Source organism: Labilibacter marinus (assembly GCF_001659685.2).
GTDB classification, from domain to species: Bacteria; Bacteroidota; Bacteroidia; order Bacteroidales; family Marinilabiliaceae; genus Saccharicrinis; species Saccharicrinis marinus.
In genome coordinates this window covers 50982-70611 of record NZ_LXYE02000045.1, presented here as the reverse complement: position 1 = coordinate 70611, position 19630 = coordinate 50982, and the positions used below count along the sequence as shown (strand labels likewise).

The window sequence follows — 19630 nt, the reverse complement described above, 5'->3', positions numbered from 1 at the left end:
GTGAATTGTTGAGGGAAACGCTCTACAAGCTAGCAATGTAATTACTTAGGCTTTCCTCGTGAGCCAGCTTAATCTTCTTTCTAATTCTGTAACGAGAGGTGTGAACACTTTGTACTGAAATATTTAAAATCTTAGCCATTTCCATACTATCAAAATTCAATTTAATAAGTGCACAATGCTTTTGTTCTGTAGGGGTAATGTCAGGGTGCTTTTCGCGTAGTTTAGAATAAAAGTTTTCATTTACTTTTACAAAGCGCATATTAAACTCTTCCCATAAATTATTGCTGCCTTTGTTGTATTTATTATTTAAAGCATTGTGCTTTTTAGGTGCTTCTTTTTTTATTACATCTAACAATTCATTTAAAGCTTGATCCTTATCTATAAGTTGCAGAGCGTAGGTGGTTAATTCCTTACTCTTCACTTCTAATACTTCATTGTTTTTATCATTTTCTAGTTGTTGCTGAATGGTTAGCTTTTTTAATTGATCTTTAAGTTTATATACAAAGTACCCAGCCCCAAATAAAAGCAGACTTAAAATGATCATTATACTAAGAATCGACTGTATTTTATTTTTTTGCTGAATAACCAGATGTTGATTCTCTATTAATTTCTCTTTTTCTACTAGTGCCTCTTTGTATTTGTTTTTAATTTCAAACATTTTATTGTTTCGGGCATTGGTGGCATTAAATAAGCTATCCGAAGCAATGTTGGCTTGACTTAAATATTCATAAGCTTCGCGAGTATTGTTTTTATCTAGATTAAGCTGAGCTAGTTTTTTTAATACTTCCGATTTATACTCTAAAAACACATTTCCCGAAGTTAATTTTTCTAGACTTTTAGAGTAATAGTATTCAGCACTATCCACTTGGTTCTGTTTACTTTTTAAATCACCCATAAACAAATGACTAGCTACGAGGTAATTGGCATCATTAGTTCTGAAATAACGATTGGCCTTGGCCAGATATGATTCAGCTGCGTCCAATTTGTTAGTTTCCAGATATATTCTTCCCATTTCAGTTTCAACATATGGAGCATAAGTTTTGGTTCTGGTCTTTATGCAAGAGTCTAAATAATTTAGTGCAACACTATAAAGCTTCTTGTTTCTATAAATGGTAGCTAAATTGAAATAATTTTGATTCAGCTGACCATCTCTTACGACTTTATTATAAAAGTTGGCATCCTTAGCTAATTGAGAAGAATAATCCAAGTGATGAATAGCAATGCTGTCTTTATTATAGATGCTGTATAATATACCCAGATTACGATGAATTTTAATGGTGTTGAGCGTATCTTTAAATTCTTCAGCTAATAATAAAGCATCCCAAAGTTTATCAAAAGCACTGTTGTAATTTCCTTTAAAACGATCAATATCTGTAATACCTATAAAACAACGAATAATATTTAAGGTGTCTTTTTTCTCGATAGATACTTGTAAACTCTCATGTAATACTTGAGCACTTTCTTCAAAGTTATTGACAACCTCATTAAGGGCTTTTTTTATCCTCACGGTCAATGAAGAGTCGGAGCTTGTTAGTTCCTTGGTTTCCTGTGAGTAGCTGTTGCTACAAAGAACAGCTAATAGTATAAAAAATGTTAGTTTTTGTAAGTGACTGATATTATTCATAATACCAAAGTTATATATTATATTTATATATGATAACGCCAGTTAACCTTTTTGGTTTTATGTCTAGGTAAATATTAGGTTAAAAGGGTTATTGAGTAGTAAAAATAGTAGTAAGACTATTAAATGAATAGTTCTTTATTCTTTCAGTTTATGATTGGCAACTTAATTTTACATGACTTATTTAAAACAAAAATAAAATGCAGATTTATAAAAAAGGATTAAGTGTAATAGCACTTTTTTTGTTTGTAGGAAATATGCTTGCTCAGGAAGTGGATTTTTCTTTCCAAGATCCAGCCTTACCGCTTGAAGAAAGAGTGGAAATTTTAGTTAGCCAGATGACGGTTGAAGAAAAGATCGCGCAATTACTTAATGGGGCACCAGCCATTCCTCGTTTTGATATACCAGATTATGATTGGTGGAACGAAGCGTTACATGGCATAGCTCGTAATGGTAAGGCCACTATTTTTCCACAAGGCATTGGATTGGGAGCAACTTTTGATCCTGTGTTAGCAGAGCGTGTTGCTTCCGCTATTTCGGATGAGGCAAGAGCCAAATATGCAGTGTCGCAAAGTATGGGTAACCATAGTAAATATGCTGGTTTAACTTTTTGGACGCCCAATGTAAATATTTTTAGAGATCCACGTTGGGGAAGAGGTCAGGAAACCTACGGAGAAGATCCTTATTTAATGTCGAAGATAGGCGTTGCTTTTGTAAAAGGCCTGCAAGGGGATGATGATACTTATTTAAAATCGGCCGCTTGTGCTAAGCATTATGCGGTGCATTCAGGTCCTGAGGAAGTGCGTCATACCTTTAATGCAGAACCCACACAGCAAGATTTATACGAAACTTATTTGCCAGCTTTTGAGGCTTTGGTTACTGAGGCCAAGGTAGAAGGGGTAATGGGGGCTTATAATGCAGTTTATGGAGAGCCTGCTTGTGCCAATACTTTTTTATTAAAAGATGTGTTAAGAGATCAGTGGAATTTTGATGGTTATGTAACCTCTGACTGTGGTGCCATTGGTGGTATAGTTTGGAAACAGAAGTTTGTTAAAACTGCGCCCGAAGCTGCTGCGGTGGCTTTAAAAGCTGGCGTTAATTTAAACTGTGGGGGAACGTACAATAACTTAACTAAAGCCTTAGAGCTTGGATTAGTTACGGAAGAACTGATTCATGAGCGTACCAAACAATTGTTTAAAACACGTTTTAGATTAGGTATTGTTGGAGGTTCTTCAAACAACCCTTATTTAAATATAGGGCCAGAGAAAATACACTGTGATGAGCATGTAGCTTTATCGCGAGAAGTAGCTCAAAAATCTATTGTTATGTTGAAAAACAAAAACAATACTTTACCGCTATCTAAGGATATTAAAATACCATATGTTACCGGACCTTTTGCTAATTCGGCAGATATGTTGATGGGAAGTTATTATGGGGTAAGTTCTAATTTAGTGACCATTCTGGAAGGTATTACAGATGCTGTTTCATTAGGCTCATCATTAAACTATCGTAGCGGAGCTTTACCATTTCATAAAAATATTAACCCTAAAAATTGGGCGCCAAATGTGGCAAAAGAATCGGATGTTACGATTTGCGTTGTTGGTTTAACAGCCGATTTTGAGGGGGAAGAAGTTGATGCTATTGCTTCAGGTGCTGTTGGCGATAAGGTAGATTTAAAGTTACCTCAAAACCAAATTGACTATGTAAAGCAAATTGCAGAAGTAAAAAAAGGACCATTGGTATTATTAATTGCCAGCGGAAGTCCTGTTTCTCTTGAAGGTATTGAAGAGAATTGTGATGCCATTCTTCAAATTTGGTATCCTGGTGAGCAAGGTGGTAACGCAGTGGCTGATGTTTTATTCGGAGATATTTCTCCATCGGGTCACTTACCTATTACTTTCCCTAAAAATGTGGAGCAATTACCAGACTATGAGGATTACTCCATGCAAGGACGTACTTACAAGTATATGACTGAAGAGCCAATGTTCCCATTTGGTTTTGGTTTAACGTATTCCGAAACTCAAATTAGCGATTTAGTACTTTCGTCGGAGAAATTAAAAAAGAAGGAGGATTTAAAGGTGTCGGTAAAAGTGGCCAATACTGGCGATTACGATATTGATGAGGTGGTTCAGTTATATGTTAGTCCTGAAGAAGTAACAGGAGGAATTCCTATTACAAGCATTAAAGGGTTTCAACGTATCAGCCTTAAAAAAGGAGAGAGTAAAACGGTGGAGTTTAAAGTGAGTTCTGATCAGTTTATGGTAGTGAATACCGAAGGTGAAAAAGAGTGGCGAAAAGGTGCTTACAAAATCACGGTGGGTAATTCATCTCCAAGTGACTTGAGTCAAAAGTTAGGAGCTGCTGCTCCGCAAGAAGCCAGTATTCAATTGCGATAAACAAACTATATAAATATAAAACGGTCATGTAAACTATCTAGGTTAGCATGACCGTTTTTTTGTTTTCTAAATCTGCAGTGTACTAAACCTTTTTATTATATAGTCCAAACGTCTTGTTTAGTCTAGTTCTCAGCTGATTAACCCAAAAACAAGATTATTTTAACGTTTAAAAATTGATTTCTGTTTGAGCCTTTAGAGGAACGAACAAAGGTGAGTTTAATCAATTTCAGTCAAATGACTGTAGTTTTTTGAGTGAAGCAGGTGGAGCCATGATGTTTTTTCCTTAGTTTTTGTCATCAAGAACATCGGAACAGTTAAGAATTGAGTATTCTTAATTGTTTCAGGATGAAGTTGGGTTTGGGCAAAGCGCCAATTTTAATAAAATGTTTAAGACAATATTGGCTCTAAATATTATCGATTAGCTACCTTCTTATCATTATTCCACCATTGCGTATACTTTAAAGAGGAATCTCCAATAGCTACTTTTTCTCCAATGATGGGAGTAACCAAGTTAAAGTTTTGATCTTGATATAACTCAGATATCTTTTTTAGAGGAGTATCCCAGGCATGGTTGGCTAAGTCAAATTTTCCTGAGTGACCAGGAAGTAAATTCTCCGCTTTTAAATCAGTTGCTGCTTTTAGTACCTCATTTGGATGCATATGTATATAACTCCAAGCCTCGTCGTACTGACCGTTTTCCAGCAGTACTAAATCGAATGAGCCAAACTTTTCTCCAATTTCAGCAAAGTGTGTATCATATCCGCTATCGCCACCAAAGAATAATTGCGTATTAGGCGTTTTTAAAACAAAGGAAGCCCAAAGTGTTTTGTTGCGCGTAAAACCTCTTCCCGAAAAATGTCGGGCAGGTGTGGTGTGCGAAACAAATCCTTCATCTAACATCACATAGTCGTGCCAATCCGTTTCAATAATAATATCTTTATCAAAACCCCAATATTCGAGATGTGAACCAATACCTAAAGGACAAATGATCTTTTTAAATTTAGATTTTAGCGCCATAACAGATTTATAATCTAAATGATCCCAATGATCATGAGTAATAAATAAATAGTCAATTTCAGGTATGTCATCGTAAGCATAAGCATCGGCACCTTTAAATGCCTTTATCGAAAAAGAAAATGGCGATGCATGACCACTTAACACAGGGTCAATCAATATTTTTTTACCATCCACCTGTAAAAAGTAACTAGAATGTCCAAACCATACTAGTGTGTTTTCCTCCGGTTTAAGATTAAATAAATCTACTTTTTCAGAAGGTACGGTTTGACTAGGCTTTTTATTCTCTATTCGTGTGAATAGCGATTTTTTAAGTACGTCCCACATACTAAATCCCTCGGTGAGTTCAGGTGTATGACTCAAGTTCTGAAACTTGCCATATTTATAGTTTGGGGATGCTTCAATTTTTGCTAAACGCTCTCCAGTAGGAAGCTTTCCGAATTTATCCTGGCGCAATACAATAACGGTTGTTAATGCGATTACTGATATGATGATGAGTAGTGTGATCATTATTTTTTTCATTTGTTTTAAATTAGTATAAAGACATAAGTATAAAGACTGATAAACACGGTTATATAGAGAGTCTCTTATTTGTTCTCTATAATCATTACGGTTTCATTGCTTTAACACAGCCTTCTGTCTCCCTGTTCTTGCCTTCTTTTATTCGGTTTAATTTTTACTTCAAGTCTCTAATTAACATTTCTGTATGATGCAGGAGTAACGCCGGTTTTCTTTTTAAATATTTTGCTAAAATGTTGGGGGTATTCAAACCCTAAATTATAAGCTATTTCACTCACCGTTATATTGCTGTTGAGTAACCTGTTTTTAGCTTCTTCAATTAAATAATAGTGAATATGTTCTTGGGTATTTTTACCCGTGTCTTTCTTTAATAAATCGCTCAAGTAGTTGGGCGAAAACCCCATTTGTTCGGCACAGTATTTTACCGAAGGAAGTCCTCTATTTACTACCTTGTCCGATGTGAAATAGTCAGCCAATAACTCTTCAAATTTACTGATTAAGTCCTTGTTATGGTTTTCGCGAGTAATAAACTGTCTGTCGTAGTACCTATTGCAATAGTTTAATAGCAACTCAATATTTGAGATAATTAAAGTTTGACTATGCTTATCTATGTTTTGCTTTAGCTCTAATCTTATTTTATCCAGAATCTCTTCTAAAGTTTCTTTTTCATTATCTGAAAGGTGCAGCGCTTCGTTGCTTTCGTACGAAAAAAAAGAATAATCCTTAATGGTTTTTCCTAAAGTGGAACGTCTAATTAAATCTGGATGAAAATATAAACCCCAGCCATTGGCATCTAAAGGTTCTTCGCCTACATCAATGGTAATAGCCTGTTCGGGACCTTTGCAAAGTAAAGAACCCTCCTGAAAGTCGTACTTATTGCGGCCATACTGCATTTCGCCCACACAATTATCTTTTAACGAAATAGAATAAAAACTATCTACCACTTTAAAAGGGCCTTGAGGATAATCAGCCTTCATCTTAGCGTAATCAATAATGGTAATTAAAGGATGTTTTGCCTTTTCAAAACCTATTAACTGATGAAATTCACTAATCGTATTTATTTTAATGATGTTATCCATAATTAAATTAGTCACTGGTCATTATAATGATTACTAAACTAACAATGATGTACTCATATCGTTCTGACGGAATAAGCACATTACAAAACTAAGGGAATTGCCACAAGTAATTGTATACATTTCTACTTAGCTTGTATACTTTTTAAGGAAATAGGTATATTAAAACTCTACTTGAAATGATAAAATTATATTTGTTTATTTTTCACTGAGGAATTAGCTTGCATCAATAAAAATAACAGATAGATAATAAGATATTTATAATATAGAAGCAATGAGTAAGATTAATCGTTTGAGGGCAATGTACCTGTTGATAGTGCTAACCGTATTAGGTATACAAAATTTATATAGTCAGATTTCGTATGCCAATGTTAGTAATAAAAACTTCTCCATGGGATCATACGGACGAATAGGGGTTGATTGGTCATTTGAGAATAATGGTTCTATTGGTCAGCGATTAAACTTAAATAACATGGGCAGTATTGGTGGCCGATTAGAAGAACAAGATTATTTGGAGTTAGCCCCATCTATTCATTTTAAGCCTTTTAACGATTCTGACCCAACACAAATAAATGTGAATTTTCGTTTTGCATTATACTCCAATAGCCTTTCCTTATTTGGTAATTCAACAAGCAGTAGTTTAGGTGGCTTAACTTTATCAATTCCTGAGATGTATGTAGAAGCTAAAAACATCTCGGGTTCTGGAGTAAATGTTTGGGTGGGTTCTCGCTTGTACAGGGGACCTGATGTGCACATTACAGATCATTTTTATTTTAATGACCATTCTGGACAGGGATTTGGAGTAGAATACAAAAACACGCGTTTTGCATCTCTGTTTATTTCTTCAACAGATACAAGTGCTACGGTGCCGCCTTATTTTTACCTTAATATTGCTTCTGGTACGCCAAGTGCAGCTTTACGTCAACGAAATGTTTTTGTTTTAGAACATGATATTCAGCTTTCGGAGAAGCAAAAGATTACGCTTTTGGGAGAAGCCCACTATATGGGAAATTATTTAGATGAGGATATAGAGCTACCAGATACTACAGATATAATTTTAGATTATGAATCTGATTATGGCTTGGTTGCAGGTGTGCGCTTAACGAGTAGTATTGATAAAATTGGAGAAGGTTCCAATAATCAAATTGCTGTGCGTTATGGAAGTAGAATAGCGAATGGGGGAGATGGTGGAATGTCTAGAACCTGGTTGACCTATGGAGCGCCCGACCTAAATAAAAAAAACTATGAAGGAGCTATGTCTTTTTCTATTGTTGACGACTTACTGTTAAACTTTTCGGATAAAAGTAGCCTGAACTTATATTTAATCTATAATTACAGTAAAGGAGCTGCGAGTTCAGATAGTACAGCAAAAACATATTTTGGTCGTGAAGTTTTTAATCAGAAAAAGGATCTTACTGTTGGTTTTCGTCATATACGATATGTGACGGATAAATTTCATTTAATTTCAGAAGCACATTACTCTCAACGAAGAGATGGTGTTTCTCCTCTTAACTCAATGATGAAATTTAGTTTGGCTCCTACACTTGTTCCTACGGGCGAAAGAAGCTTCTGGGCTCGTCCGCACTTGCGTTTTGTAACTTCAGTAGCGCGCTATAACGACGCAGCTATGGATAGTCTTTACTCACCCTACTTGGCAACAGTAGGCGCTAAGCGTTGGGGATATTATTTGGGTGTAAAAGCTGAGTGGTGGATAAATTAGGGTTATTCTTCGCTAATCCAATGGCCTAGCGGCTGCTTATTACTTCTGCGACTATTTTTGTTTAAAAATAGATGTCTAGATTTTTTTTCATTAAAAGAACTGAAATAAAGGCCGGGTTGCAGTTCAACCGGAACTTATCGCTGGGTCGTGCCGACCTCTCATAGTTTTATTTATTGTGTGCTGGTTTTTATTCTTTCAATAAAGTATGTCGCAATTCCATCTTCTTCTTTTCTGCTTTTAGAATTGACATAGTATTTAGTCATTAAATTGTCAATTCCTATTGCTCCGCTATTTTGCAGCTTTTCGAACCAGCTTAAGTCATCAACTATAGCATCATCCAATTTTACATTTTCTAAGTTTACATTTTCATAATTACACCCTACAAAGCTAGCTTTTCTCAAATCAGCTCTTTTAAATTTAGTATTAACGAAGTTTGTATCTACAAAGAATGCGCCGTTGCAAATAGAATTCGATAAATCAGTATTTTCAAGTTTAGCTGAAGTGAAATATACCTTATTCAATTTAGATGCTGTTAATTGAACATTTTTCAAATTACTTCTAGCGAAAGAACTCTTCTTAAGATTTGTCAAAACAATAACAGAATCCGTTAGGTCATAATCATTCAAATTAGCACTTTTGAGATAAGAATTTGAAAGAAAAAAGCGTCGTTGTCCCAGATCGTATAACCTTTTTACTTTTGCTAATATCTTAACCTTTGCTTCTTCGCTTTTCCAACCAATTAAGTCTTGAATTTCCTCATTATATCTCTGGCGTTTTTCTCGTCGACTTCTTACAAAGTCGAATGCAGTTATTAGTAATCCGAATATGAATAAATCGAAAATTAAACCATGTGCTTCAACGAGTATATCATGCCAATTAAATTCTGAGTCCTTAAAATCAAGTATTGCAATAAAAATTAGACTTAAAATTGCAATAATTACAAAAAATAGAATTGAAGAATAATTCAATAATTCGTACTTAATCCAATACTTTACATGTGATGTATATTTATTCATAATATGCTAGCGTGTAGTATGCCGTGATTTATTCTACTTTAAATTTATCAATCAGTTCTGTCGCTATTTTTTTATAATTCTCATCAGTTGAGTTATTGGATATTATAGTTAATAAATCCATGATTTCTTTTGTAGGGTCATCCCAAACTGTAATATTATATGCAAAGCTATTTCTTTGTTTTCCTTGTCTTAGATTATACATATCTAGAAAACCCAATGGATTATTAATAATAGCTTTCACTTTAAAATCCTCTAAACCTTCAGCCAACTCAATGTTAGTTCTAACATTTTTATTGAGTTTTATTAATCCAGATATAAAACATGTGTCTTTACTGCTTTCATTCACCATTATTTTCAATGATTTCCATACTAAACTATAGTTCTCGTCATTTGTCAATAAACTTGAAAAAAGTGATTCACCTTTAAAATTGTCATAATTCGAATAAAGTTCCACTAAGCTATAGGATTGAGCTTTAGTAATGGTATTAGATTTTACAATATCAATCATTAACGGTTTCAAGTAGCTTTCAATAGTTTTATATTTCTTAACAGATTCTTTTGAAGTCAATTCATTTAATCGTCTTTTCTGTTTGTTTAGTCTTTCTTGGTCTTTTATTGAAGTTCGTTTAATGTAAAATCGGTAAAGAGAAGAACTGTCTTTGGGAAAACACTTAATAGCTTTTGAAAATTCTTCTGACAATCCAGAGTCCAATACTTTTTGTCTGTAATCAGGTTCTACAACTGGCTTGGTCAACGAATCTTTTGGTTCATTTATAACCAAAGTATCAGCAGTCTTACTTAATTCTTCCTTTATAGTTTTTTCAATTACTGACTTTTCATCTCTATTACTTACATTATCTTTAGCTGACTTGTCTCGACAAGAATAATTCAATAAGAGAATCATTATTAATAATCCAATCTGTATCATTTTGCAGTATTGTTTTTCATGGCATACAACGTTCAACTAAAAAATATAAAGCATATGCTTTTTACCCCACTTATAGTCCATGTTATTTTTTGAGGTAATCTATATTATCGCCATTTAGCGGCTACTAAAATAGTATTAGTACGCTACTAATCATATAAAACATTTCAAAAAAGAAGGAAGAACTGCCCTTTTTAAAAGAATGGTTTTTATTTATAAACAGGTGTTTTTAGCAATATATACACGGCCGAGTCCTACAAACACATTCCCGGATGGCACAAACGCAAGCCCGACGCATCATCAAGTAACTTAATTATACTATAAATATTTGCATCGGGATCTTTAGCAATTATTGATGAAACTACCTCCCAGTACGTACCTCACCCTATGGCACTATATTTTATCTCTTGGTTTAATTCAAATAGAAGAAGGCTAAATCTCATAACAAAACAATATACGCTAATAGTAGCTAAGCCTGTTTTTACCTTAAAAGTGGGTTCCGTATAAGTACGGAAGTCTGTTTTATTTTTAAAAGTACCTTCTGTAGGGGTACGGAAGCTTGTTTCTATTTTAAAAGTAACTTCCGTAGGGCTGCAGAAGATGAAAATGATTTTCCTGAATACCCTCGCACCTTCACACCCTACACCTTTTACCACCCTTTTCTCTATCGAACCAATGATTTATAGATGCATCATTAACTGATTTAAATACCTATCGATTTAATTTTTTAGCTGGCACAATGCCGACTAGAACCGCATTACGTATATTGATTTTTGGCATACTTTATTGGAATAGTTGTAAATAATCGTTGAATACAAATAATTTACCTCGTTTACCTCCAGTGATTTCATCAACAATTTTCAAGTCTTCTAACTCTTTAATTAGCTTATAGACAGAAGGCAATGATAATCCTGTTATTTGATGAGCAATTTGAGCATTAATTATTGGTCGTTGAAATAAATGATTTAGAATTAATCCAGCATTACTTGAACGACTTCCTAATTCCTGTATTTTTCCTTCAACTTCCTTTTGCAGTTTTAGAATTCCGTCAAATGTTTCAATACCATTCTTTGCCGTTTCAATTACTCCAACTAAGAAAAATTTGAACCATTGTACTATATTGTCCTTTTCTCGAACGTTAGTTAAATTATCATAATATAAGGTTCTGTTTCTTTCAAAGAAATCAGATAAGTATAAAATAGGCTTTTTCAAAATACCCTTTTCTACTAAATATAGAGTTATCATTAATCTACCAACTCTACCGTTTCCATCTAAAAATGGGTGAACTGTCTCAAATTGATAATGAATAAGTGCAATTTTCAATAAATCTGGAAAGTAGAATTCCTCAGAATGTGCAAATTTTTCTATGTCACTCATATATTCATTAATAGAATCAAAGGAGGGTGGAATAAATGTGGCATCTTTAATTGAGGCTCCCCCAATCCAATTTTGACTACTTCTAAATTCACCAGGTAATTTGTGTTTTCCTCGAACTCCTTTTAATAAGGTTCTATGGGTTTCTTTAATGAGTCGAGATGAAAAAGGTATTTTTTTTAGGTTCTCTACCGCTAAATTTAATGCTGATATATAATTATTTACTTCTTCCCAATCATTTCTTTTTTCCTGATTAACATCATCCTTGTCCAAAAGTGCATCTTCGATATTAGTTTTAGTTCCTTCAATCTTGCTTGACTTTGTGGCTTCTTTTGCAATGTGCATGCTAATAAATAAATCAATATTTGGGATGTATTCAGAATACATGTCTAGGCGCCCAAGTTGTCTGTCTGCTTGACTAAGAAGATTAACCAGCTCCATATTCTCAAGAATCCATTGCTTGTTAATTCTCTCTGGTTGAAAACTTTTAAAAGTTCCCTGATTTATATAATAACCGGCTTTAAAGTTCCTCATTATCTTTATTTATTTAAACAAAGATAATCCTTATTTAAGATTTTATCAATTTTCTTAAATAACGAGTCGTGTTTTTTTAATATTAAAGTAATTACTTAATTAGTGCTGTGTGAATTTTAATGTTTGCCAACGATTGGCCAGATGAAATGTGTTGGGATTTAATGAACGAAACCTTCTAAACACATCAGAGCAAATATTTTTTTACTTAAAATACGCCCTGTATCCGTTGAACCATTACACCTTGTACCTTCGTACCTTTAAACCTTTATACCCTCACACCCTTTACAGTCTTTTTTTCTATCAAACCAATGATTTAATAGATCCCTCATTTATAGCCTAAATACCTATCGGCCTATTTTTTTTTTGCTTCTGTCTACTACCAATCGAGCAAACGTTTTTCACCTTCTAAGGCTTTTATTTCCGAAATTTCTTGCGAAACCTCAATCACACCTCTATACTTTTTCTGTTCGTCTCTAACCGCAAAATACTGTATAAGGATATATTCCCCTCTCATTTTAATCCAGAAATCGGCTTGGTCCTGTTCTCCTTTTTTAAACGATTCAACAATTTGCTCTACTACATGAACGCTTTCTGGAGGATGACAATTACTTACTTGTCGGCCAATGATAGCGGTAGTACGAGGAAATATTCGCTTTTTAGGCGTAGAAAAATAGAGTACCCGGTTATTTTCATCTACGTAAGTAATATCAACAGGTAGGTGATTGAAAATTAATTTAATCTGCTCCACATTTAAAACTCCCGTTCCCAGGTTAACTGTATTGTTTTCTAAATGGATATTTTCTGTGCCTTTTATTGGTTTTGATGGCTTTATGTATGGGTAACCTATCTCAAAACCTTCGCGATTCATGCTTGATAAAGCCTCTTCGCTAATGCTTGAAAGAATATAAGGAAATAGGATGCGTTCCTCTCTAAATTTGATGGCGAGCATATTAAAAAATACATCGCCGATGCTTCGGTTGAATTGCTTTGTGTCCGCAATTTTATTGGTGAGTTGCTCGATGATAAATTTAATATTCCGCCTAATATCATCATGAAACGACCACATGATTTGAAGACAACGGTAATCGCTCCAGGTTTTTTCAATAATAGGAAATAACACGTTTTCCTTAATGGTATAATGTTTAACAAATATTTCTAAGTGGATAAAAAGGCCTTTGAGTTCGTCGTTTAAATCAGAATGATCTACATCTTTTACAAATGATTTAAAAACAGGACGAATTTTATTTAAAACCTGCTCCATCTCCTGATTGTTTTGCTCAAGGATACCAATAAAAGAATCGGGCTCTGGCGTTATCCTTTCAAAATTCTCGATAGGTATATGAAAGATATTTAACACTTTATTGGAGAGTGTTTTTAAGTCTGCCGTTGGATGCCCTTCTTTAATCAATTCATCGAATAAGGTGATAAAGTCGGTGGGTATAATAGTGTCAATAAAGTCCTTGTTGTTAACGATAAAACTATGCGCATTACCTGTTTTTAATAATAGATGCGATACCTCCATTAATTTTGTAATTCGTCTTTCTTTGGTATTTGAAAATTCAGACATACATCAATTTTTGTTACGCTTATATCCTCAATATACGCTTATATTTTAAAGTTTTGTTTCGTAATAGATTTTCTAATGCATATTGCGGATTTAATGTGGAATAGAATTTATAATGCATAATGCGGGTTTAATTATCAATTCCCTAACATTAATCATTATGACTTAAGTTATAAAGTTTTATTTTCGTGTCCTTTACGAACAGAGAAAGTGGTTTATTGAAAGCTTATATTTATTGGCGCCGCCAAAAGGTTTAATACCTCGAGGCTTGCTTGGTTAATCCAGTTAGTATTCATAATTTATGCCTCTAGGCTTGCCCCGAGGTGGTTCACTTAGCATGGTAGAAATCAACTTTCAACAGATAACTTTCAATATTTAACTTATTTAATATGTCCAAACAAAAACATCCAAAGGGGTTAATGATCCTCTTCTTTACTGAAATGTGGGAACGTTTTGGTTACTATCTATTGTTAGGGATCTTTAGTCTTTACATGATTGAGCCTACCACATCTAAATTTCCAGGTTTAGGTTTTACTAATATGCAAGCGGCTGATATTTACGGTTCTTTTTTAGCGTTAGTATACTTAACTCCATTTTTTGGCGGATTAATTGCCGATAGAATGATTGGATATAGAAAGGCCATTTTTATAGGTGCCTTTTTTATGGCTGCAGGATATATTGGACTGGCAATTCCTAATTCGATGACTGCCTTTTATGTATCCTTATTGCTCATTATTATTGGTAATGGTATGTTTAAGCCTAATGTATCGGTTTTATTGGGTAAGTTATATGAGAAGCCAGAGTATGAATCATTAAAAGATTCAGGTTATAATATCTTTTATATGGGTATTAATATTGGGGCTTTTGTTTGTGTGTTTATTGCTTCAAAATTAAGATTATCCTTAGGTTGGGGCTGGGCCTTTGCAGCTGCAGGCATTGGTATGATTATAGGAATGATATGGTTTTTTATTGGCCTTAAAAGAGTGCCAGAGATTAAAGAGGCCGACCAAATATCTCCTGCTCGACCAAGTGATATTTCTATGGGGAAAATTTTCTCCGTTTTATTTTTACCTGCGCTGGGAGCTGCATTAGTAGGTTGGTTAATACCAGGAAATATGCTTGGTTCAGACTCAACGGATGCTTTTGCTTTCTTTTGTATTCCGGTACTTATATTTTATTTTACAACATGGAAAACTGCCGACAAAAAGACCGAGCGAGAACCAATTGCTGCACTCTTAACGGTGTTTGGTGTGGTTATTATTTTTTGGGCAGTGTTTCACCAAAACGGTTCTGCGCTTACTTATTGGGCCAAAAGTAACACAACACGTGATGTTAAAGGTGTGACTGAAAAGGTCATTAATATTGTTGCAAAAACAGAAGATGTATCTACGCTGCCGCGTGAGATAAAAATACAAGGTTTACACGGAGAAGATTTAGGTACTAAAGAAGGACCTAATCCATATTTCGATAATTATTCCAAGGCAATACCTAAGGGTAATTTAGAGGGGCAGCCAAGTGATATAATGGATGATGATTGGGCTGATTTAACCGATGAACAAAGACTCGCTTTAAATGGGAAACCATCGGATGTTACAGAGGAACAGTGGGCATCTTTAAATGCTGCTCAAAAAGCAGAAGGAGGTAAGTTAGACCTTTGGCCAACAGAATTGCAAGCTGCTATAAATCCATTTTTTGTTATTATACTAACGCCTTTAGTGGTGGGTGTATTTGGCTGGCTTCGTCGTAGAAAGAAAGAGCCTACCACACCAGGAAAAATTGCTTGGGGTATGCTTATTTCGGCTCTATCGTGGTTAGTGCTGGTAGTAGGAGCTGTTTATTCTGGTAACGGAATGGATAAAGCATCTGTAGGATGGTTGTTTGGCGTGTACGGTGTAATAACGGTAGGAGAGCTTTGTTTGAGCCCTATGGGACTTTCTCTTGTAAGTAAGTTAGCGCCTAAGCGTATTGCAGCCTTGATGATGGGAGGATGGTTTTTGAGTACTGCCATCGGTAATAAATTGTCGGGAGTGCTTTCTGGACTTTGGGATTTATTCGAAAAGAAATCGTATTTCTTCCTAACAAATGCTGTTTTAACTTTTGCTGCATTTTTAATTATTGTGTTATTGATGCCTTGGCTAAAAAGAGTATATAATCAATATGTTGAATAAGCTAATTAGCTTTTAATTTATAAAACTAGGCGCTCGGTGTTTTACATCGGGCGTTTTTTATTAGCTGCCGTCCTTACAGGACTTTATTTGTGTTATCGGTGCACATAGGGTTAAAACCCTATGCTATTACCGGCTGACCTTTCAGGTCAGTAAAAATCTAATTGTACTAATAAATGTGCAGGTTCATTGTAATAAATAAAAGCGCAGTAAGTGCTTAAGCTAATAGCATATTCCTTTAGGGCTGTGATTATAGGGGATGGTTGTAAAGGGCTGAAAGTCCTTAAGGTGATAGATTTGATTTCAAAACGTGAAATGCGACAACAAATTCAATGGTTATCGGTTTTCTCTAAAAAGATATGACGACCTATATTGCAATTCTACGAGGCATAAATGTTGGCGGAAAAAGGAAAATACTGATGGCCGATTTAAGGCAAATGTTTTTAAATATTGGCCTTGTGAATCCTAGCACCTATATTCAGAGTGGGAATATATTTTTCCAAAGTACGGATATTACATCTTTAATTGCGTTATCAACTAAAATTGAAGAAGCCATTTTTAACAAATATGGTTTTGAGGTACCTGTTATTGTAACAACGCATCAAGAGTTAAAAGAAACCATACAGAGTAATACCTTTTTTCAACAAAATATCGATATCAATCAACTTCATCTTACCTTTTTAAAAGAAGAGCCTTCCGCTGACTGTCAGGAAAAAGCAATTAGCTATATCGATGATGCTTTAGATGATTTTATCATTAAAGGGAAGAATGTTTATTTATGTTGTAAAGGCAAATACCATCAAACTAAATTTGGGAATACTTTTTTCGAGAAGAAACTAAAAGTTACAGCTACCACTCGAAGCTGGAAGACGGTATTAAAGTTGGAGGAATTGAGTAAGTAACTATGGAGGTAATTAGTAAATACCTTATTAAAACCTATTTTAAATAAAGTGTTGAATATTTGAAATGTGGCTTAAATGTTTAGTTTTGAAATGTGTTTTTAATACAAACTATGTTTAACTAATAAATTTAACCCATGACAAATCAAGAAAGATTATTGTTCTGTAAGCGATGCACTAAGCGCGAAATGGATTTAAAAACTGGTTTAATTTGCAGTATCACCAAAGAAAAAGCAAACTTCGAAGACCAATGTGCTGATTTTAACGAAGATGAAAAAGTAAAAGAAAATGAGCTGGATGCAACAGAGGGTTTAGCTACTGAGCAGATTCAACAAAGCCTTTCTCCTGAAATATTTGAGGAATTAAAGCTTGAGCAAAATTTAATGTTGGGTATTGTAGCAGCAGTTGTGGTTGGTGTTGTAGGTGCCATTTTGTGGGGAGTAATTTCGGTTACAACAGGATATCAGATAGGATATATGGCGGTGGCAATTGGTGCCGCAGTTGGTTTTGCAATGCGTAAGTTCGGAAACGGCTTAGAACAAACATTTGGTATTTGGGGTGCAGCCATAGCATTTTTGAGTGTTGCGTTGGGTAACTTTTTGGGTGTAATGGGCTTCTTTGCGCAATCGGAAGGACTTAATATTGTGGAGACACTGATTAATTTTGATTATGCTTATTTGCCTGAGGTAATGATGGCTACATTCAGTTTTATGGATGTAATATTTTACGGAATAGCTCTTTATGAAGGATATAAATTTTCTTTCAGAGTAATTACAGATAAAGATATTTTTCATTTGAAGAATAAGCAAGCAGCTTAAAAATAAATGATGGAGGTGGTGTTTGCTACCTCCATTTTTATTACCCATAAAAGTCATTGTCTGTGCTTAAAATTGGAACTTACTTGCAGTTACATTTTAACAGTTAGACCATGAGTGAATTAATTACCTTCGGATTACTTTCGTTTACTTCATTTTTTACCCTAATAAATCCTTTAGGTTCAATGCCTGTGTTTTTGACTATGACGGCTGATTTAGACCAGCAACATAGAGTAAAAACCGCTAAAAAGGCCACTATTGTTTCTTTTTTTACCATTGTTGCTTTTGCTTTTTCGGGGCAATTATTATTTAAATTCTTCGGTATTTCTGTCAATAGTTTTCGTATTGTAGGAGGTGCTATCTTTTTTGTGATGGGCATGGATATGCTACAAGCGCGTTTAGGTAAAGTGAAAATTAAAGATTCTGAGATTAAAACTTACGTCAACGATATCTCCGTTACTCCCTTGGCTATTCCAATGATATGCGGACCTGGTGCTATTACCAATGCCATTGTGTTAATGGAAGATGCCAATAATGCAGCAATGAAAGGCATGCTTATTTTTACCTTGTTATTGGTGATGATACTTACCTATCTAATTTATTATAGTTCGTCGCGTATCATTAAGTTCTTGGGCGAAACGGGTAATAATGTAATGATGCGTTTAATGGGTTTAATTGTGATGGTTATTGCCGTTGAGTTCTTTTTTAGCGGACTAAAACCTATTATTCTAGATATGATGAATCCGTAAATTTTCATTTAATTTAGGGGACAATTACAATTTACATTAAGATGCTTAAACAAATACTTGCCATTATTGGTATTGGAATTTTATTTGGCTCCTGTTCTATGAAATGGAATAAGGCCATGCAAATGGGAAGTACCTTACAAAAGGAATTTAATGCAGAAGTCACTTTTGATTCATACCTACGATTAATCATTGTTCCAGTTGAAATTGAAGGTACAACTTATCGATTTTTATTTGATACAGGAGCTCCTTTTAGTATCTCGCAAGAGCTACAGAATAAACTTGAATATAAAACCATCGCCAAAGGAAATATAGTTGATACAGATAAAAATAGAACCAAGGTAAATTACGTCAGTGTCGATTCCTTGTTAATTGCAGATGTCCCTTTTTATAAGCAAACCGCTTTTGTAGCAGACTTTAAAGCTAACCCTATCATTGCCTGTATGGAGCTGGATGGAATTATTGGTTCAAATTTGATGCGTCATTGTAACTGGCTAATAAAAGAGGATGAACAGGTATTACAGTTAAGTAATGATGGCTTGCCAGAATCTATGAAAGATGTGATGCCTATTCCGTTTAAAGTAGATGTGCAGTATAATATGAAGATGGATATAAATATTGGGAATGTTAAGGCCAGTAATTGTACGGTTGATTATGGCTCTAATGGCTCCCTGTTGGTAAACAAAACTGCATTTAAACAACTTGAAGAAAATGGTATTGTGAAAGAATCGTTTACAGAGAAAGGCGCATCATCTTCGGGACTATTAGGAGAAGTCAGGTCTTTTGAAAACAAGATAGGCCATGTAGATACGGTTCAGATTGAGGAAGTTACTATCTCTAATGTTTTGGTAAAATCAGGTTACTCAAATATACTAGGGCGTGAAGTATTATCGAGGTATAATGTTTTTATCGATTGGCAAAATCATGAACTCCGCTTAATGCGAAATAATAAAGCAAGCAGTGCTTACGAAGTGTTTGGCATGCAAGTAGGGCCAGGAAACAACAATGCTGTGGCAGTGCAGGCAGTCATCGAAAATTCAGTAGCTGCTCAGGCAGGCATTCATCCTATGATGGAAATTTTAAAAGTCAATGAGCTTGATTTTACACAAGGAAGTAATTTTTGCGATTACATTCATTTAATGGACTCAAAACCAAGCGAGTTACTCCTTAAAATAAAAGACGGAGAAGGTGTTGTAAGCCAAGTTAAACTAAGAAAGAAACGCTTGGGCGAAAAATAAATTATTTT

14 protein-coding genes are annotated in these 19630 nt (G+C 34.5%); 7 read left to right on the top strand and 7 right to left on the bottom strand.

Translation table 11 applies throughout. From position 1 onward, the window contains the following. Positions 1 to 22 precede the first annotated feature (22 nt). Positions 23 to 1624, bottom strand: coding sequence for a tetratricopeptide repeat protein (locus A8L32_RS18505; protein ID WP_075591178.1), 1602 nt, complete (start codon positions 1622 to 1624; stop codon positions 23 to 25). A gap of 197 nt (positions 1625 to 1821) precedes the next feature. Between A8L32_RS18505 and A8L32_RS18500 the strand changes: the two genes are divergently transcribed. Next, positions 1822 to 4017 carry a glycoside hydrolase family 3 C-terminal domain-containing protein gene (locus A8L32_RS18500; protein WP_075591177.1) on the top strand — a complete coding sequence of 732 codons (2196 nt, stop codon included), beginning with the start codon at positions 1822 to 1824 and terminating at the stop codon, positions 4015 to 4017. A gap of 411 nt (positions 4018 to 4428) precedes the next feature. On the opposite strand, the gene A8L32_RS18495 is transcribed toward A8L32_RS18500, so the two are convergent. Continuing rightward, a complete protein-coding gene (locus tag A8L32_RS18495; RefSeq protein ID WP_075591176.1) occupies positions 4429 to 5553 on the bottom strand; it encodes an MBL fold metallo-hydrolase in 1125 nt (374 codons plus the stop codon). Positions 5554 to 5720: 167 nt separating this feature from the next. Further along, positions 5721 to 6629 carry a helix-turn-helix domain-containing protein gene (locus tag A8L32_RS18490; RefSeq protein ID WP_075591175.1) on the bottom strand — a complete coding sequence of 303 codons (909 nt, stop codon included), beginning with the start codon at positions 6627 to 6629 and terminating at the stop codon, positions 5721 to 5723. A 271-nt stretch (positions 6630 to 6900) separates the two neighbouring features. Between A8L32_RS18490 and A8L32_RS18485 the strand changes: the two genes are divergently transcribed. Next, positions 6901 to 8346, top strand: a complete 1446-nt coding sequence (locus tag A8L32_RS18485) for a carbohydrate porin (RefSeq protein ID WP_083631402.1) — start codon at positions 6901 to 6903, stop codon at positions 8344 to 8346. 170 nt (positions 8347 to 8516) lie between these two features. Here the strand turns inward: A8L32_RS18485 and A8L32_RS18480 are convergent, their stop codons facing one another. The 4 genes from A8L32_RS18480 to A8L32_RS18460 all read right to left on the bottom strand — a co-directional run bounded on the left by A8L32_RS18480 (position 8517) and on the right by A8L32_RS18460 (position 13762). Further along, a complete protein-coding gene (locus A8L32_RS18480; RefSeq protein ID WP_075591173.1) occupies positions 8517 to 9362 on the bottom strand; it encodes a pentapeptide repeat-containing protein in 846 nt (281 codons plus the stop codon). 28 nt (positions 9363 to 9390) lie between these two features. Continuing rightward, positions 9391 to 10290 (bottom strand): hypothetical protein, encoded by a 900-nt coding sequence (locus A8L32_RS18475; RefSeq protein WP_075591172.1) that lies wholly within the window; start codon positions 10288 to 10290, stop codon positions 9391 to 9393. Positions 10291 to 11070: 780 nt separating this feature from the next. Then, positions 11071 to 12195: a Fic family protein gene (locus A8L32_RS18465; RefSeq protein WP_075591170.1), complete on the bottom strand. Its 1125-nt coding sequence runs from the start codon at positions 12193 to 12195 to the stop codon at positions 11071 to 11073. Between the two features lie 376 nt (positions 12196 to 12571). Continuing rightward, positions 12572 to 13762: a DUF438 domain-containing protein gene (locus tag A8L32_RS18460; protein ID WP_083631401.1), complete on the bottom strand. Its 1191-nt coding sequence runs from the start codon at positions 13760 to 13762 to the stop codon at positions 12572 to 12574. 386 nt (positions 13763 to 14148) lie between these two features. Between A8L32_RS18460 and A8L32_RS18455 the strand changes: the two genes are divergently transcribed. The 5 genes from A8L32_RS18455 (at position 14149) to A8L32_RS18435 (ending at position 19622) form a co-directional block, all read left to right on the top strand. Further along, positions 14149 to 15927, top strand: coding sequence for a peptide MFS transporter (locus tag A8L32_RS18455; RefSeq protein ID WP_075591169.1), 1779 nt, complete (start codon positions 14149 to 14151; stop codon positions 15925 to 15927). 356 nt (positions 15928 to 16283) lie between these two features. Further along, entirely contained in the window at positions 16284 to 16826 is a 543-nt protein-coding gene (locus tag A8L32_RS18450; protein WP_075591168.1) for a DUF1697 domain-containing protein, read from the top strand. A gap of 134 nt (positions 16827 to 16960) precedes the next feature. Continuing rightward, positions 16961 to 17641, top strand: coding sequence for a hypothetical protein (locus tag A8L32_RS18445; protein ID WP_075591167.1), 681 nt, complete (start codon positions 16961 to 16963; stop codon positions 17639 to 17641). A 110-nt stretch (positions 17642 to 17751) separates the two neighbouring features. Then, complete coding sequence (locus A8L32_RS18440; protein ID WP_075591166.1) at positions 17752 to 18387, top strand: MarC family protein; 636 nt, start codon at positions 17752 to 17754, stop codon at positions 18385 to 18387. Between the two features lie 41 nt (positions 18388 to 18428). After that, entirely contained in the window at positions 18429 to 19622 is a 1194-nt protein-coding gene (locus A8L32_RS18435) for an aspartyl protease family protein (RefSeq protein ID WP_075591165.1), read from the top strand. The last annotated feature ends 8 nt before the right edge of the window (positions 19623 to 19630 follow it).

What these genes read in the sequence shown, in the direction of transcription:
- A8L32_RS18505 (WP_075591178.1), bottom strand. Translation starts at nt 1,624, where the DNA reads ATGAATAATATCAGTCACTTACAAAAACTAACATTTTTTATACTATTA.
- A8L32_RS18500 (WP_075591177.1), top strand. Translation starts at nt 1,822, where the DNA reads ATGCAGATTTATAAAAAAGGATTAAGTGTAATAGCACTTTTTTTGTTT.
- A8L32_RS18495 (WP_075591176.1), bottom strand. Translation starts at nt 5,553, where the DNA reads ATGAAAAAAATAATGATCACACTACTCATCATCATATCAGTAATCGCA.
- A8L32_RS18490 (WP_075591175.1), bottom strand. Translation starts at nt 6,629, where the DNA reads ATGGATAACATCATTAAAATAAATACGATTAGTGAATTTCATCAGTTA.
- A8L32_RS18485 (WP_083631402.1), top strand. Translation starts at nt 6,901, where the DNA reads ATGAGTAAGATTAATCGTTTGAGGGCAATGTACCTGTTGATAGTGCTA.
- A8L32_RS18480 (WP_075591173.1), bottom strand. Translation starts at nt 9,362, where the DNA reads ATGAATAAATATACATCACATGTAAAGTATTGGATTAAGTACGAATTA.
- A8L32_RS18475 (WP_075591172.1), bottom strand. Translation starts at nt 10,290, where the DNA reads ATGATACAGATTGGATTATTAATAATGATTCTCTTATTGAATTATTCT.
- A8L32_RS18465 (WP_075591170.1), bottom strand. Translation starts at nt 12,195, where the DNA reads ATGAGGAACTTTAAAGCCGGTTATTATATAAATCAGGGAACTTTTAAA.
- A8L32_RS18460 (WP_083631401.1), bottom strand. Translation starts at nt 13,762, where the DNA reads ATGTCTGAATTTTCAAATACCAAAGAAAGACGAATTACAAAATTAATG.
- A8L32_RS18455 (WP_075591169.1), top strand. Translation starts at nt 14,149, where the DNA reads ATGTCCAAACAAAAACATCCAAAGGGGTTAATGATCCTCTTCTTTACT.
- A8L32_RS18450 (WP_075591168.1), top strand. Translation starts at nt 16,284, where the DNA reads ATGACGACCTATATTGCAATTCTACGAGGCATAAATGTTGGCGGAAAA.
- A8L32_RS18445 (WP_075591167.1), top strand. Translation starts at nt 16,961, where the DNA reads ATGACAAATCAAGAAAGATTATTGTTCTGTAAGCGATGCACTAAGCGC.
- A8L32_RS18440 (WP_075591166.1), top strand. Translation starts at nt 17,752, where the DNA reads ATGAGTGAATTAATTACCTTCGGATTACTTTCGTTTACTTCATTTTTT.
- A8L32_RS18435 (WP_075591165.1), top strand. Translation starts at nt 18,429, where the DNA reads ATGCTTAAACAAATACTTGCCATTATTGGTATTGGAATTTTATTTGGC.